At 44.2% G+C, this 15680-nt stretch carries 13 protein-coding genes and 1 riboswitch; of the genes, 12 read left to right on the forward strand and 1 reads right to left on the reverse strand.

Translation table 11 applies throughout. The annotated features are described in order from the left end of the window. Positions 1-80: 80 nt before the first annotated feature. Complete coding sequence (corA, locus tag R50345_RS08285) at positions 81-1016, reverse strand: magnesium/cobalt transporter CorA (protein WP_042125638.1); 936 nt, start codon at positions 1014-1016, stop codon at positions 81-83. 397 nt (positions 1017-1413) lie between these two features. Then, positions 1414-1544: riboswitch (SAM riboswitch) on the forward strand. Positions 1545-1658: 114 nt separating this feature from the next. On the opposite strand from corA, the gene metA reads away from it, so the two are divergent. From metA to R50345_RS08345, 12 genes are all read left to right on the forward strand, one after another. Next, a complete protein-coding gene (gene metA, locus R50345_RS08290; RefSeq protein ID WP_042125640.1) occupies positions 1659-2579 on the forward strand; it encodes a homoserine O-acetyltransferase MetA in 921 nt (306 codons plus the stop codon). Between the two features lie 36 nt (positions 2580-2615). Continuing rightward, positions 2616-3788, forward strand: coding sequence for an aminotransferase class I/II-fold pyridoxal phosphate-dependent enzyme (locus R50345_RS08295; protein ID WP_042125642.1), 1173 nt, complete (start codon positions 2616-2618; stop codon positions 3786-3788). A 268-nt stretch (positions 3789-4056) separates the two neighbouring features. Further along, a complete protein-coding gene (gene mqnC, locus R50345_RS08300; RefSeq protein ID WP_042125644.1) occupies positions 4057-5193 on the forward strand; it encodes a cyclic dehypoxanthinyl futalosine synthase in 1137 nt (378 codons plus the stop codon). Between the two features lie 212 nt (positions 5194-5405). Continuing rightward, complete coding sequence (locus R50345_RS08305) at positions 5406-6248, forward strand: SPFH domain-containing protein (protein ID WP_042125646.1); 843 nt, start codon at positions 5406-5408, stop codon at positions 6246-6248. Positions 6249-6259: 11 nt separating this feature from the next. Next, entirely contained in the window at positions 6260-6430 is a 171-nt protein-coding gene (locus tag R50345_RS30715) for a type II toxin-antitoxin system antitoxin (RefSeq protein WP_042125648.1), read from the forward strand. Positions 6431-6924: 494 nt separating this feature from the next. Next, positions 6925-8862: a threonine--tRNA ligase gene (gene thrS / locus R50345_RS08315; RefSeq protein WP_042125650.1), complete on the forward strand. Its 1938-nt coding sequence runs from the start codon at positions 6925-6927 to the stop codon at positions 8860-8862. Positions 8863-9166: 304 nt separating this feature from the next. Next, positions 9167-9874 (forward strand): 3D domain-containing protein, encoded by a 708-nt coding sequence (locus tag R50345_RS30720; RefSeq protein WP_375105372.1) that lies wholly within the window; start codon positions 9167-9169, stop codon positions 9872-9874. Positions 9875-10048: 174 nt separating this feature from the next. Continuing rightward, complete coding sequence (locus R50345_RS31205) at positions 10049-10192, forward strand: hypothetical protein (RefSeq protein ID WP_156114753.1); 144 nt, start codon at positions 10049-10051, stop codon at positions 10190-10192. 239 nt (positions 10193-10431) lie between these two features. Further along, the gene (gene liaF, locus R50345_RS08325; RefSeq protein WP_042125652.1) at positions 10432-11508 is read left to right on the forward strand and encodes a cell wall-active antibiotics response protein LiaF; all 1077 of its coding nucleotides are present in this window, start codon (positions 10432-10434) and stop codon (positions 11506-11508) included. Continuing rightward, on the forward strand, positions 11509-12585 hold the full coding sequence (locus tag R50345_RS08330) for a HAMP domain-containing sensor histidine kinase (RefSeq protein WP_042125653.1): 1077 nt from the start codon (positions 11509-11511) through the stop codon (positions 12583-12585). It begins immediately after the preceding gene. 3 nt (positions 12586-12588) lie between these two features. After that, positions 12589-13242, forward strand: coding sequence for a response regulator (locus tag R50345_RS08335; RefSeq protein WP_042125654.1), 654 nt, complete (start codon positions 12589-12591; stop codon positions 13240-13242). Positions 13243-13915: 673 nt separating this feature from the next. Next, positions 13916-15583 (forward strand): S1C family serine protease, encoded by a 1668-nt coding sequence (locus tag R50345_RS08345; RefSeq protein ID WP_042125656.1) that lies wholly within the window; start codon positions 13916-13918, stop codon positions 15581-15583. The last annotated feature ends 97 nt before the right edge of the window (positions 15584-15680 follow it).

A 15680-nucleotide genomic window follows, 5' to 3' on the forward strand; every position in this document is an offset into this window, starting at 1 on the left:
TTGCGCATACCAAAAAGACGAAGGCTTCCTTATACCTTACGGTTACAGGGCCTTCGTCTTGCTTATTCGTCCGGTTCGTTTCATAGCCATTCCTTCTTGCGGAAAACATACAGCATCCCACAGCCTAACGTTAACATAACGCCTATAACGCCATAATAGCCATATTTCGTATGAAGCTCGGGCATATGATCAAAGTTCATACCGTAGATTCCGGTAATTACGGTCAGAGGCATGAATATTGTTGTGATCGCAGTAAACACTCTCATAATTTCATTCGCGCGATTGGCGATACTGGATTGGTAGGCCTCTCGTAAGTTGCCCATGAGATCGCGATACGTCTCAAAGGTTTCAGATATTTTAACCGCATTTTCATAAATGTCGCTAAAATATTTCTGCAACTGATCATCAATCAGACGGAGGTCTTTTTTATTTAGGGTATTGATTACTTCTTTTTGTGGTCCCAGCATTTTCTTCAACCATAGAATTTCACTTCGCAGACCGATAATCTCACTTAGATGAGATTTCTTGGTATGCATTAGGATATCCTCTTCAAGCTTCTCAATTCGAGCTTCAATCCGGTCGCCGACGGAAAAATAGTTATCCACGACAAGGTCAATAAGTAAGTAAAGGAACATATCCGGTTCGCTTACCTCTTGCTCCCAGAGCATAGGCTTTAGGATTCGAAGTTCATTGATCTTTTGTTTCGTTACAGTGATGATGTAATGTCTTCCAAGGAATACATTGAGCGCCCGTAGGAAAATTTCTTCATCATCAAAGCGGATGCTATTTACAACTATAAAGTAGTGGCTTTCGTATATTTCGATCTTCGGACGCTGATCCTCTTCGCTAAGGCAATCCTCAACAGCAAGATCATGTAGGTTGAACAAAGGCTGAAGCAGCTCTAAATCCTCTACATCGGCGTCAATCCAATAGAACCCTTCCGTTGGGGGTGTCAGTGTTTCATCAATTTCATCAATAGGTGTAAAAACCCCTGCATTCACCAGCCGGATTTTCATCTGATTTCACTCCTCCTATCCCCAGGTCTTCACCAGGGACTGCTAAATTAAGCACAGAGAAAAAAATCAGCTTGGCCGGCGTTACATCAATACATAGGGCCAAATGACGTTTCGAGGGCATGAAGAAGAACTGCTCCCGCCGCCGGCAAGCTGATGATTATCCTGTGTGGTTGCTCATTCTGTACACTAATTTGCGAGCTCGGGTCGCCTTCCATTCTTCTTCTCACCTCTTCTTTTCGTTCAGGTATGAAATACTTGTCTAGTATAACAACGGAGTATGCCTCTTTCAAGCAAATTTATTGTGATTTTGAGGCTTCTTCAGCATTGTATGGACTTGACGAAAAGGAGGTTCATGATTTAAAGTGAATTTTAAAGTAATTTAATTGAATACAGCTAAATCTTATCAAGAGCAGGTGGAGGGACTAGCCCTATGAAACCCGGCAACCGGCGTGTAAACGCACGGTGCTAATTCTTGCGGAACTTCTGCAGACGTCTAATCGTCTTCAGGAACATTCTGGCAGATGAGAGAGGCGCATATGACTGTAGATATGACCTTTCTCGATTTCCGAGGAAGGTCTTTTTATTGTTCAGCAAGCCGCATTGCGGCAAAACAACTAAATTCAGCTAAGGAGTGGAAAGACAATGCCAATTAAAATTCCCGACAGTTTACCGGCGAAAGAAGTACTATCCGGAGAAAATATTTTTGTGATGGACGAAAGTCAGGCTTTCCATCAGGATATCCGTCCACTACGGATTGCTATTCTGAACCTCATGCCGACTAAAGAGACGACAGAGACTCAATTGCTGCGTTTAATTGGAAATTCGCCACTACAAGTTGATGTTACGCTATTGCATCCACGATCCCATATTTCCAAAAATACTTCTGCTGAACATTTGAAGAGCTTTTACAAAACCTTTGACGAGATCAGTCACCGCCGTTTGGATGGCCTAATCGTTACAGGTGCTCCTGTAGAGCAAATGGAGTTCGAGGAAGTATCGTATTGGGAAGAGCTGAAAGAGATTTTTGAATGGAGCAAGGATAATGTGACCTCAACCATGCATATTTGTTGGGCGGCACAGGCAGGCTTATATCATCATTTTGGTGTTCGTAAAGTGGCATTGCCTGAGAAATGCTTTGGCGTCTTCGCTCATACGATAAATCAAAATAACATTAAATTGTTGCGCGGCTTTGACGAGGTATTCCATGTACCACACTCCCGTCATACCGACGTCTCCCGTGAAGATATTGAGAATAATCCAGATCTGCAGATTCTGGCTGAATCCGAAGAAGCTGGTATGTATCTAGTGGCTACAAATGACGGTAAACAAATATTTGTGACCGGACATTCCGAATATGATCCTCTATCCTTGAAATGGGAATATGACCGTGATGTGACTAGAGGGATGGAGATGGCTTTGCCAAAACATTACTTCCCTAAAGATGATCCTGAACGTACACCTCCAGCAGTATGGCGTGCGCATGCCAATTTATTATTCTCTAACTGGCTCAATTACTATGTATATCAAGAAACGCCTTATGATATCGACCCGATTGTTTATTAATAACAGCGCTACAATATAAATTAGGAGGCATTAATCATGGATGACAAACTTAGGATTGAAAGTAGACTGGCTCAAATAGGTTCTCTAGAAGATCCAGCCACAGGAGCAATTAATTTTCCGATTTATAATGCAACGGCATTTCGTCATCCAAAACTCGGTCAGAGCACAGGGTTTGATTATAGCCGCACCAAGAGTCCGACCCGTTCGGTGCTTGAGAATGCAGCTGCGGAACTTGAATCTGGAGATGCAGGGTTTGCTTGTAGCTCAGGGATGGCAGCTATTCAAACGATTCTTACCTTGTTCGCTCAAGGCGACCATCTGATCGTTTCGCTGGATCTTTACGGCGGTACCTATCGTTTGTTGGAACGGATTATGTCCAAGTTCGGAATCACTGCTTCTTATGTAGACACGAATGATTTGGATGCACTGGAAGCTTCGCGTCGTCCCAACACGAAAGCTGTATTTATTGAAACGCCAACGAACCCACTGATGATGATCACGGATATTGAAGCCGTGTGTACTTGGGCACGTCACCATGGGCTGCTTAGCATTGTAGATAATACGCTGCTGACTCCGTTTTTCCAACGTCCTATAGAATTAGGTGCGGATATTGTAGTTCATAGCGCTACTAAGTATTTGGGTGGTCATAATGATGTGCTGGCAGGCTTAATTGTATCCAAGGGTGTAGAATTATCAGCTGAAATAGCAATTCTACATAACTCTATCGGTGCTGTTCTCGGACCAACAGACAGTTATCAGTTGATGAGAGGCTTGAAGACGTTGGCTCTGCGTATGGAGCGCCACGAGAGCAATGCACTAGCGATTGCCGACTACTTGTTAGAGCATCCAGCAATTGCGGAAGTGTTCCATCCAGGACTGCCAGATCATCCGGGGCATGAAATCCAGAATCGTCAATCTTCAGGAAATACCGGTATTTTTTCTTTCAAATTAAAAGATGCCAGATACGTAGAGCCTCTTCTTCGTCATATTCGTCTTATCGCATTCGCAGAGAGTCTGGGCGGCGTAGAGTCACTAATGACATATCCGGCTGTACAAACACATGCTGATATTCCTGTGGAGATTCGAAATGCTGTGGGTGTAGATGATCGTTTGCTGCGCTTCTCTGTCGGTATTGAGCATGCAGAGGATTTGATTGCTGATCTTGGCCACGCACTAGAGGCGGCACGGGCTGAAATTGAGTCGAAATAACTGGGATATACTTTTAATCAGGAGTTAGTGGAGAAATAGAGTATAAACTAGCAGTATCGCTTAGTGCGATGCTGCTTTTCTTCTGGATGGGATTTTACGAAGAATGTAAAAGCATTTTTCAAGCTGTTCAGATTGTGATACGATGAGGAAATGAACTGTTCATTTGTATGAGAAAGGGTTGTCATCTTGAAAGGAGACAACGTCTTTTCTTCCTGTTATTTTGTGATTCTACCAATACCCCTAAGGGTTTAAAAGGAGGATGCGAACGATGAGTGCGATAGATCTTATTTTGGACAAAGCCCTACGGGGTGAACGTCTCCAATTGGAAGATACCATCCGACTGTTCGAGAGCAACGAAATTGAGAAAATGGGTGCTGCTGCAAACACCATAATGGAACGCTGGCATCCGGACCCGATGGCCACGTTTGTAATTGGTCGTAATATTAACTATACGAATGTATGTGATGTTTACTGTCGCTTTTGCGCATTTTATCGTAGACCGGGCTCTGATGAGGGCTATGTACTGCCGGATGAGACGATTTACCAAAAAATCGCTGAGACCATCGCTGTAAATGGTACAGAAATACTAATGCAAGGTGGAACGAACCCTAATCTTCCTTTCAGCTATTATACAGATATCCTTCGCGGTATTAAGCAACGTTTCCCTGAGATTACAATGCATTCCTTCTCACCAGCAGAGATTATGAAGATGAAGGAAGTATCTGGATTATCGCTCGAGGAAGTAGTACGTGAAATTCATGCTGCTGGTCTGGATTCTTTACCAGGCGGGGGAGCAGAGATTCTCGATGACCGTACACGCCGCAAGATCAGTCGTCTTAAAGGCTCATGGCGCGAGTGGATGGACGTAATGCAGACAGCGCATAAGATCGGTATGAATACAACGGCTACAATGGTCATTGGACTTGGAGAGAGTATGGAAGAACGGGCACTGCACTTACTTCGTGTGCGTGAGGCTCAGGACGAGTGTATTGCTAATAAATATGATTCAGAGGGTTTCTTGGCCTTTATCTCTTGGACATTCCAACCGGACAATACCAACCTGAAGCTGGATAGACAAACGCCTGAGGAATATCTGAAGACGGTAGCGATTAGTCGCCTTGTTCTAGACAACATCAAGAACTTCCAGTCCTCTTGGGTAACTATGGGACCAGAGGTCGGCAAGCTTTCCCTTCAATACGGCTGCAATGATTTCGGCAGTACGATGATTGAAGAGAACGTAGTATCTTCTGCAGGTGCAACTTACAAGGTTAACATCGAGTCGATTACTCAATTGATCCGCGAAGCGGGCAAAATCCCGGCACAGCGGAATACTCGCTACGATATTCTGCGCGTGTTCGATGATGCTAATGCGAAGATTGATAATGATTTCATCATGCAGAACTAATACCAATTTCATACGGTTACATTTATCGCTTGTTTGTCGTTCATCTTCTTAATTGGATGAATGATAAACAAGCGTTTTTTGTTGTGGAGCTGATTCTAACCGCATTTACCTGTGAACATAAATTCATTATTTTATTACATTTCTGTATACACATTATTATCCAAAAGTGATATCATATTCATATCAAATGAATATCTTTTGGGGGTGCTTTTATGAAGGAGAAAATGCTTCGTCCTGTCAGCGGATTTTGGGTTATCGCATTGATTGCAGTTTGTTTAGCTGGTGGAATTTATGGTGCTGTTCAGGAGTATGTTGCAGTGCCAGTTATTCTGTTCGTTGTAGCTGGGGTTCTATGTACCAGTATTACGGTTGTACAGCCCAATAAGTCGGTCGTTGTTACCTTTTTCGGGCAATATGTAGGGACTATTGCAACGAGTGGATTGTTCGCAGTCATTCCGTTCAGCGTACGTAAGACGGTTTCCCTGCGCGTTCGTAACTTTAACAGTGTGAAGCTTAAGGTCAATGATGTTGAAGGTAATCCGATTGAAATTGCTGCAGTTATTGTCTTCAAGGTGATTAACTCTGCTAAAGCTCTTTTTGATGTAGATAAATACATGGCTTTCGTAGAGATTCAGAGCGAGACAGCACTGCGTCATGTAGCCAGCAAATACCCTTATGATAACTTCAATGAATCCGGCATGTCCTTGCGTGCCAATGCAGACGAAATTGCTAAAGAATTAGCGTCTGAGCTGCAAGAGCGCTTGTCTTTATCTGGTGTAGAAGTCATTGAAGCCCGGCTTACACACTTGGCTTATTCAACAGAAATTGCGAGCACAATGTTGCAGCGGCAACAAGCTTCTGCCATTCTGTCAGCTCGTCAAATTATCGTAGAAGGTGCAGTTGGCATGGTTGATATGGCGATTAAACAGCTTAAAGAGAGCGGTGTAGTCGAGCTTGACGAAGAACGTAAAGCAGCGATGATTAATAATCTGATGGTGGCGATCGTGTCGGAGCGCGGAGCGAGTCCGGTCATTAACACCGGCTCGTTGTATTAAGGCGGTGCATCATGGCGGCCAAGAAAAGCTTTCCATTGCGGATCGATCCGGATCTGCATGAGGCGTTGGAACGTTGGGCGGGAGAGGAATTTCGCAGTGTAAACGGACATATCGAATACTTGCTGCGTGAGTCTTTGAAACGTGCAGGCCGCTTACCTGAAAGGAAACGACGAGAAGAGTAACCTCTTAAGGACAGTTCTAGGAGGATCTCCAGGATGTAGAACTGTACGTGTCGGTAACTGGTGCCCGGGGTTTACAAAATTTTGCCCCCTCTACAGACTTGACTGTCAGAGAGGACAGATTTATAATTACTCCATAATTCACGTTAACAGCATTGACAAAGATATGAATCGATTGTTCTGGACCGTTCAGAGAGAGGGAACATAGGCTGTAATTTCCTCCGGTATCTACTATTGATTTACCCCTTTGTAGCTGCGGTTATGAATTCCCAGAGATGGGATAGTAAGAACCGCCGGTTCATGGTCGTTATTCCATGCTTACGAAGGATTCTGTCTCAACTCCGATTTAAGAGCGGATTGAGAGAATCGAATTTGGGTGGAACCACGGGTGCAATCGCTCGTCCCTTTGCGGGACGGGCGTTTTTTTGTGCGTGGATATTTCCGTTTCGCAAAATTAAAATTGTTGGTTGGCTTAAGGAAATGAAGGAGGAATTAAAATGGTAAGTATTAAACTTCCGGACGGCTCTGTTCGGGAATACGCAGAAGGTAGTAATATTGATGATGTAGCGGCTTCTATTAGTAGTGGACTTCGCAAGAACGCGGTGGCAGGGAAATTGAATGGTATTGTCGTGGATCTGTCCACTCCGCTTGAGGAAGGCGCATTGATTGAAATCGTAACTTTGGATTCACCTGAAGGATTGGAAGTTATGCGTCACAGTACTGCCCACTTGATGGCGCAAGCTGTAAGACGTTTGTACGGAACAAAGGAAGTTAAGCTAGGTGTAGGCCCGGTTATCGAAGATGGCTTCTACTACGATATGGATTTGGAACATCCACTTAATCCTGAGGATCTACTAAAGATTGAAAAGGAAATGGATCGTATTATCTCTGAAAATCTGCCAATCGTACGTAAGGAAGTTAGTCGCAAGGAAGCGCTCCAAATGTTCGGGGAGCTAGGTGATCCTTATAAGCTTGAACTGATCGAAGCGTTGCCTGAAGATAGTGTGATTTCGATCTATGAACAAGGTGAATTCTTCGACTTGTGTCGTGGACCACACGTTCCGTCTACTTCCAAAATCAAAGTCTTTAAATTGATGAATGTAGCTGGTGCTTACTGGCGCGGCGATAGCAAGAATAAAATGCTTCAACGCGTATACGGTACAGCTTGGATTAAAAAAGCACAGCTCGATGAGCATCTTCGTCTGCTTGAAGAAGCGAAGAAACGCGATCACCGTAAATTGGGTAAAGAGCTTGAAATCTTCACATTTAATCAATTGGTAGGCCAAGGCTTGCCGATCTGGCTGCCTAAGGGTGCTAAACTGCGCAGTATTCTAGAACGTTACATTGTGGATCTGGAAGCAAGTTTAGGATACCAGCATGTGTACACTCCGGTGCTCGGTAATGTTGAACTATATAAAACTTCCGGACACTGGGAGCACTATCAAGAGGACATGTTCCCTAAAATGACTATTGATAATGAAGAGTTTGTGCTTCGTCCAATGAACTGCCCGCATCACATGATGATTTATAAGAGCTCCATGCACAGCTACCGTGATTTGCCGATCCGTATTGCTGAGCTGGGTATCCAGCACCGTTATGAAATGTCTGGAGCATTGACTGGCTTGCACCGTGTGCGTTCAATGACTCTTAATGATTCCCATATTTTCTGCCGTCTGGATCAAATTAAAGGCGAGTTCATTCGTGTAATCGAGTTGATTAAACAGGTTTACAGTGACTTTGGTATTAATGACTACCGTTTCCGGTTGTCTTATCGTGATCCTAAGGATACTGAGAAATATTACGCAAATGACGAAATGTGGGAAACTGCACAGCGCATGCTGCGTGAGGTTGTAGAAGAAGCTGGTCTGCCGTTCTACGAAGCAGAAGGCGAAGCTGCCTTCTACGGTCCGAAGCTGGATGTACAGATCAAGACTGTACTAGGCAAAGAAGAAACTCTCTCCACTGTACAGATCGACTTCTTGCTGCCTGAACGCTTTGAATTGGAATACATCGGTGACGATGGTCAGAAACACCGCCCAGTCGTTCTACACCGCGGTATTTTAGGTACTATGGAGCGCTTTGTTGCTTTCTTGTTAGAGAACTTTGCCGGATCACTGCCGCTTTGGCTGTCTCCACAGCAGGTTAAAGTTATTCCTGTCTCCACTGCCTTCGACGATTATGCTAAGGAAGTTACGGACAAGCTGCGTCGCCGTGGTATCTCTGCTGAGGCAGATTTACGTAATGAGAAGCTTGGTTATAAGATCCGTGAAGCTCAGCTGGAGAAGCTGCCATACATGTTCGTAGTCGGCGAGAATGAAATGAATGCCGAGACAGTTTCCATCCGTAAGCGCGGGGAAGGCGATATTGGAGCTAAGCCACTTCAAGAAGTGATTGAGCTACTGGCTCAGGAAATTGCAGACCGTGTAATCTCCTAATTACATGAAATAATCTACACCAAAAGTATGTTTAATTACGACCTCTGTCATATGCCCATGAGGATCTAAAAAGGATCTTCATGTATAAAATTTTGTGAATCGGGAAACCTTCGCTAATAAGGGGGAGGTTTATCACATGAACAAAATGGGCATATTTCAGAGGTTTTGGTGTCTTTTCGTCACAATAGTTCTACTGTTAACTGCTGCAGGTATCATTCCTGAATCAAAGCATCAAGCAGTTGTGGCTAGTGGGACAGGAGACACGTTACAACACACAAGCATGAGCAAAACGCTTTCGAACGAGGTGCAACATACCCAAACTAACTCTGGTTCACTGAGAACCAAAGAACAACAAGTCGTTCTAACGACAGGCCGTGCCACGATATTGTTTAATGAGTCACATGCAAGCTCACCTGTATTACCTGCGACAACAATAAATAAACCAGTATCTACAAAGCCACCACAAAGCACTGTTGCTCCAACTACCAAGGCTCCAGCCACCAAAGCTCCGACTGCCAAAGGAAATGGAGGCACTGGCGCTTCGAAATCACCGAATTCTATTCCTGTAGCTGCACCAGCTCCTGACCAGATTATTACTTCAATGAAAGTGATGGCGACGGGTTATACTGCGGGTTATGAATCTACAGGTAAAACATCTAAACATCCCGAATACGGAATCACCTATTCAGGTGTGAAAGTACGTAGAGATAAGAATACAGTCTCGACTATTGCTGCTGACCCTAAGGTAATCCCGTTAGGGAGTATACTTTATATACCAGGTTATGGATACGGCATTGTTGCTGATACAGGATCTGCCATTAAAGGGCGGAAGATTGATTTGTATTTTGCTACTACGAAACAGGTGTATAAGGAATGGGGTAAAAAATCAGTTGTGGTTCAGCTCATTAAGCGTGGTAACGGAACATGTACGGAAGTCATGCTGAAGAAGCTTACCCAAGCGATTGAGACTTATAATGCTGTACCGCAATCTCTGCTGGAAGAATCCATCTAAATTTAGAATTGTATTTCAATGAATTTGGCGGATTGAACTTATTTTCACTTGGCCATGCATAATAGTGACATCACCTTGCCATAATACGGACTGGGGCAGAGCGTTAGCCTCATCCGAGATGTTCTCTTAGTAAGCATTATCTATGCTGCATAAGGGATAAGGGAGGTGAATTCCGTGGCTAATAATAAAAAATCTAAAGTTCAAGAAAATTACAAAACACCGAATGAAAAATACAATGCTGAGTTTGCTGTTGAGAATGACGGCACTACTAAGCAAAGTGGAAATACTTCTAAACCAGCTCAGAAACCGCAACAATAATGCGCTGCTGATGCAGAAGACTGCTGAATAAAGAGACCGTCCCAGATCAGTTTATAACTGAGGGGCGGTCTTTTTTTTATATATATAGTAGTATATAGAATAATATCCCAAACGTCTCCGTCTAGAGACTGAGTGGAAGTTCCTTCTCTCGCCGCTGTTTATGAGCGCTTTCTTCCTGTAGACTAAGGCTATAAGATTGAAGAAGAGAGCGTTCCACTAATTTAAAGGGGAAATGGAATATGAAAAGAAGGTTCACAAGTCAGATTTTTGGCGGCTTGATCCTGATAGGAATTGGAGCCATGTTTTTACTCAGACAATTGGGTTACACCGATTTCAGCTTAGGCTATGTGATCTCAAATTATTGGCCTGTTATCTTGATCCTAATGGGGATGAAACGGCTTCTGGGAACGGGAGACGAACATTCAAAAGGTGGATCTTCACCAATCGGCGGTTTTTTCTTTCTGGCGATCGGAGTGTTCTTCCTTGGACGGAATTTGGACTGGTTCGATATTTCAGCCGGGGATTTTTTCAAAATGTTCATTCCAATCATGCTGATTGGCGGCGGTCTTTATGTGATTTTTAAACCTAGAGGTTCAGTACCTCCAGTGCCGCCAGCTCCGCCGTCACCGCCAGATTACTTTCCTCCAGGAAAAAGCTCGCTGGATGTGGAGCCGCCAAAGCCGCTGGATTCCACGCTAGATGAGCAATTCGAGCAGAAATTTGGTAAACCTTCTGGTGGGCGAGACTGGAATATTAATCTTCAAAAAGATGAAGAAGAGGATGAGGATGGAGGAGCATTTAAATCCACCGCTGAATCACGTTGGCAAGAGAAGCAGGAGCGTCATGAGCGCAGACGTCAGGAGCGTCATGAGCGGCATGCTAGAAGACATGGGGAATGGCATGAGGAGTTCCATGAGACAGAGAGTAACAACAAGGAGTCAACCAATCGCTCTGCTTTTATCGGGGATGTTCATATGGGTCGCGAGCATTTTCAACTGAAGAACACGAATGTCTCACAGTTTATTGGTGATACTGTACTGGATCTGACGAACGCACAAATTGCTTATGGTGAGACAAAAATTAATATTTCCGCTTTTATTGGTGATATCAAGGTATATATTCCAAATGATATGGACCTTGGGATCTCAGTGAACAGCAGTTCTTTTATCGGCGATATGGAAGTTCTGGATCAGTCCCGCAGTGGATTCATGAGCAGTGTTCAATGCAAAACGCCTTATTATAAAGAAGCGGGCAAAAAAGTTCGTATTAACGTAAGTGCTTTTATAGGTGACATTAAAGTTAAAACGGTGGGTTAGATGGGGACAATATTCAGTAATACCAAATGGTTGTTGTTGTTTTACTTTCTACTCACTGGAGCCGTAAGTGCCGGGTTGATGTATGCAGGCACTTGCCTTGGTTATATCGAGGTTATGGATTATCGAATGTGGCTGTACTTATGTCTTGGGATCGTGTTGTTCACTGTTGTAATCGGTTATATGGCAGGTCAGCGGATTCAGCGCCGGATTGATCATCTGGATCTAAATATGCTGCAGGTAGCAAAAGGAAATCTGTCCGTACGTATGCCAGAGAGTGATGACCAGTCTTTTGCGAGAGTGTACCACGAATTTAATGTCATGATGGATACGGTTGAGAACAAGATGCAGCTTCTGCAGCGATTGGGTGAACAAGAGGTTATTGAGAAGGAACAGGCAGCGGAGAGTGCGGTGTTGGAGGAAAGAAGGCGTATGGCCCGGGATTTGCATGATACGGTGAGCCAACAGCTTTTTGCCATCCATATGTCGGCTTCTTCGCTGCCTAAAGTGCTGAAAGTTAATGAAGCTCAAGGTCAATTGGTAATGGATCAGTTAATTGCAATGTCACAAATGGCACAAAAGCAGATGAGAGCGCTCATTGCGCAGTTACGGCCGGTGGAGCTGGAAGGCAGGAATCTTTTCGAAGCATTGGAAAAATGGTTCCCTGATTATTGCCGCCAGAACGGCTTAAAAGGAATGAAGGAGCTTGAGCTGCAAGGAGAACTGTCTGAAGCAATTGAGCATCAGCTGTTCCTGATTATTCAGGAGGCGATGGCGAATATTGTGAAGCATGCTGAAGCTAGGCTAGTTAGTCTATCGCTGCGTGAAGGGTCAAGACAAGTTGTGCTAAGTATTAGCGATGACGGTCAAGGCTTTGAACATATACAGCAAAAACAGGGATCATACGGTCTTACCACCATGCGCGAACGTGCGGAGAAACTAGGTGGACAAGTGGAGATTATTAGCCGTAAGGGTGCAGGAACGACCATACGTGTACATATCCCTAAGTTTGTGCAAGGGAATTCTGAGTCAGAGGAAAAAAGAGTGCTAGGATCTGATATAGAGGACGAGGAGGAATAGAGCATGAGTGTCATAAGAGTGTTGCTCGTAGATGATCACGATATGGTGCGGATGGGCCTTAAAACATATCTGATGCTGGAGCCGACGTTTGAGGTTATAGGAGAGGCAGCCAATGGACAGGAAGCACTGGAGATGCTGCGTGCCGGTGGACATGAAGGCTTGCCTGATCTCGTGCTAATGGATCTGATGATGCCTGTGATGAATGGTGTGGAGACTACTCGTGCAGTGCTGTCAGAATTTCCTAATCTCAAAATCGTGATCTTGACCAGCTTCCTTGAAGATGATCTCGTCGTGGACGCTATAGAAGCTGGAGCAGTCAGCTATGTGCTAAAAACCGTGTCAGCAGAGGAGCTGATCTACGCTCTGCAAGGCGCATTCCGTGGTATGCCTGTCATGACTGGTGATGTATCGCAAGCGCTGACGCGTGGCATTCGCCAGCGTACTGTGCAAGGTGATTCCTCCGGCTTGACGGAGCGTGAGAAGGAGGTCCTGCTGCTTATTGCTGAGGGCAAGACCAACAAGGATATCGGCGAGGAGCTGCATATCAGCATCAAGACGGTGAAGACGCATGTCAGCAACCTGCTGATGAAATGCGAGCTGGACGACCGTACCCAGTTGGCTATTTATGCTCATCGGAAGGGTTGGGCTCAGGGTTAGGGATTGTTTTTCAAGATGATGTGGGGTAGTTTATGGGGGCTTAAAAGTAAGTTATAGGGAAAACCTCCCTTTAAACTTGAGTTTTACGCTTGTATACAGGATTATAGGGAAATCCTCCGTATAAATTCCTTGTTTTTCTCATAAACAGCTATATTGCTGAGAATTATAGGGAGGTATTCCCTTTAAATCTTGATTTCTTGTGATTTTTGGTTAATTATAGGGAGTTTTTCCCTATAATTGTTGTTTGTTCCTTGTTCTTGGACTTCGTTCATGGACGTCGTTCTAGGGTTTTGTTCTAGGTTGTATGTTGGAAGTTCGGGCCGCGTTGTTTTCCGCGCCCGAGCTTCTTTTTTACTTCCCTGCCTAGGGATTGGGTTCAGAGCGAAAAGTTTACGTCCGCCTTTGAAATCCTGTTCCACCTGCAGGGTCAATTCATAGGAACATGATTTCAACAGCGGTGTAGCCTGAAACCCAGTCCCGACCAACAGCGTGCGCCTTTTGGAACCTAGTCCCCTAATAGCTCCCTTCTGATGCCCAATCCCGTCTATTTGCCTATATCTTTTATCTCCGCTTAAATTGTTTTTAATGTGACCTTAAGGTTTAAAGTACAAAATAAGAAACAAGAAAACAAATTAATCCTTGTCAGGCGACAGGATGCAGGAGGTATATGAACATGGACGATAACAAAAACAACTTTAATCGTGACAATGGACCAGCACCAGATCGGGATTGGGACAATAATAATCATAATAGTAATAATAATCAGTCATCCGAATCCGGATCATCATACTACTATTCTTACGGACCTTTTAAATCTTTGAACAAAGATGAAAGTGATGCAGACGGAAGTGCTCAGCATTACAACCGGATGGAGCCGGAGCGGGTTGAGGTTACACCTCCACAGCCCGTAAAACCACTCCCATACAACAGTTCATTTCGCAGTACAGGCTTTGATGGTAATGGCGGCGGACGAGGTGGAAACGGCGGAGGCGGCTCTGAAGGTGGCGGTGGCTGGCAATATAATAAAAAGCCAAAAAGCTCAGTGAAAACAGTTTTGATTTCCTTCTTAGCAGGTATGGTCGTTCTCTCAGGTTCAATGTTTATGGCAGATCGAGGCAACTGGTTCACAGGGGATGCAGCTTCAACCGTTGCTAGTTCGGAATCGAATGGAACGGCGAAGACGACGAATGAGAGTGCTAGTACTACACCTAATACTACCACTACATCTTTGGTGAAAGGCTCCCGTGATGTGACTGGCGTAGTTGATGCGGTTGGACCAGCAGTCGTCAAGATTGAGACACTAGTAAAATCCAGTTCACGTAATGGAAGTTCATCCAGCCCGAATTTGAGTGATCCGTTTTCTCAATTCTTTTTCGGAGATCAATACGGTGGAAGTGGTTCTTCACAAAATGAGCAGGACTCGAAGTCGGATTCAAGCTCTTCATCGCAGCTCATCCCATATGGAATTGGAACAGGCTTCATTTATGAGAAATCCGGATATATTTTGACGAATCAGCACGTCATTGAGAATGCCGATGTCATCCAAGTTACAGTAGATGGCGTAACTAAACCATACGAAGCAAAATTGCTAGGCTCTAGCAAAGATCTGGATTTGGCAGTATTGAAGATTGAGGGAGATAGTGATTTCCCTACAGTTGCTCTGGGAGATTCAGATAGCTTGAAAGTAGGTTCAGAAGTAGTTGCTATCGGTAACCCACAAGGCTTCGATCATACAGTAACCTCTGGTGTTCTTAGTGCAAAAGGACGCAGCATCGACATTAACGAAGAAGATGGTAGTGGAACTCGCAACTACAAAAACTTGCTGCAAACTGACGCATCTATCAACCCTGGTAACTCCGGTGGTCCGCTGCTCAATATGAATGGACAGGTAATTGGTATGAACGTTGCTGTTAGCACAGATTCCCAAGGTATAGGTTTTGCTATCGCAGTGAATACGATTAAAGAAGTCGTAGATAAACTGGAAGCGAACCAAGCGATTCCTAAAGAACCAGTACCATTCATTGGTGCAACGCTTATGACGATTACAGATGAAGTAGCTAAACAAATGGGCACGGATATTAAAGAAGGCTCTGTAGTTGCAGATATTATCTTTAAATCGCCAGCGTATGCTGCAGACTTGCGCCCTTACGATATCATTACTGGTGCAAATGGAACGAAATATGCTACAAACCAAGATTTGATTGCTTTCATTCAAACGTTAAAAGTCGGTGACAAAGTAACGCTGAATGTTGTGCGCGATGGTAAAAACTTGGATCTTTCCGTCACAATCGGCAACAAAAATGATTTTGATACGACTACTGGGCAAAGTCAGCAGAAATAACACACCGGACGGTGAATAACGCGGAAGGGGCAACCCTTCCGTTTTTTGTCTAAACATGGTGCGACTGCTACAATATAAATAAAAAGAAATGAACAAT

Source organism: Paenibacillus sp. FSL R5-0345 (assembly GCF_000758585.1).
Classification (GTDB): Bacteria; Bacillota; Bacilli; order Paenibacillales; family Paenibacillaceae; genus Paenibacillus_AQ.

Coding starts and splice junctions, on each gene's coding strand:
- corA (WP_042125638.1), bottom strand. CDS start 1,016: ATGAAAATCCGGCTGGTGAATGCAGGGGTTTTTACACCTATTGATGAA.
- R50345_RS08305 (WP_042125646.1), top strand. CDS start 5,406: ATGAAGGAGAAAATGCTTCGTCCTGTCAGCGGATTTTGGGTTATCGCA.
- R50345_RS08295 (WP_042125642.1), top strand. CDS start 2,616: ATGGATGACAAACTTAGGATTGAAAGTAGACTGGCTCAAATAGGTTCT.
- R50345_RS30715 (WP_042125648.1), top strand. CDS start 6,260: ATGGCGGCCAAGAAAAGCTTTCCATTGCGGATCGATCCGGATCTGCAT.
- R50345_RS08335 (WP_042125654.1), top strand. CDS start 12,589: ATGAGTGTCATAAGAGTGTTGCTCGTAGATGATCACGATATGGTGCGG.
- thrS (WP_042125650.1), top strand. CDS start 6,925: ATGGTAAGTATTAAACTTCCGGACGGCTCTGTTCGGGAATACGCAGAA.
- mqnC (WP_042125644.1), top strand. CDS start 4,057: ATGAGTGCGATAGATCTTATTTTGGACAAAGCCCTACGGGGTGAACGT.
- R50345_RS08345 (WP_042125656.1), top strand. CDS start 13,916: ATGGACGATAACAAAAACAACTTTAATCGTGACAATGGACCAGCACCA.
- R50345_RS08330 (WP_042125653.1), top strand. CDS start 11,509: ATGGGGACAATATTCAGTAATACCAAATGGTTGTTGTTGTTTTACTTT.
- liaF (WP_042125652.1), top strand. CDS start 10,432: ATGAAAAGAAGGTTCACAAGTCAGATTTTTGGCGGCTTGATCCTGATA.
- metA (WP_042125640.1), top strand. CDS start 1,659: ATGCCAATTAAAATTCCCGACAGTTTACCGGCGAAAGAAGTACTATCC.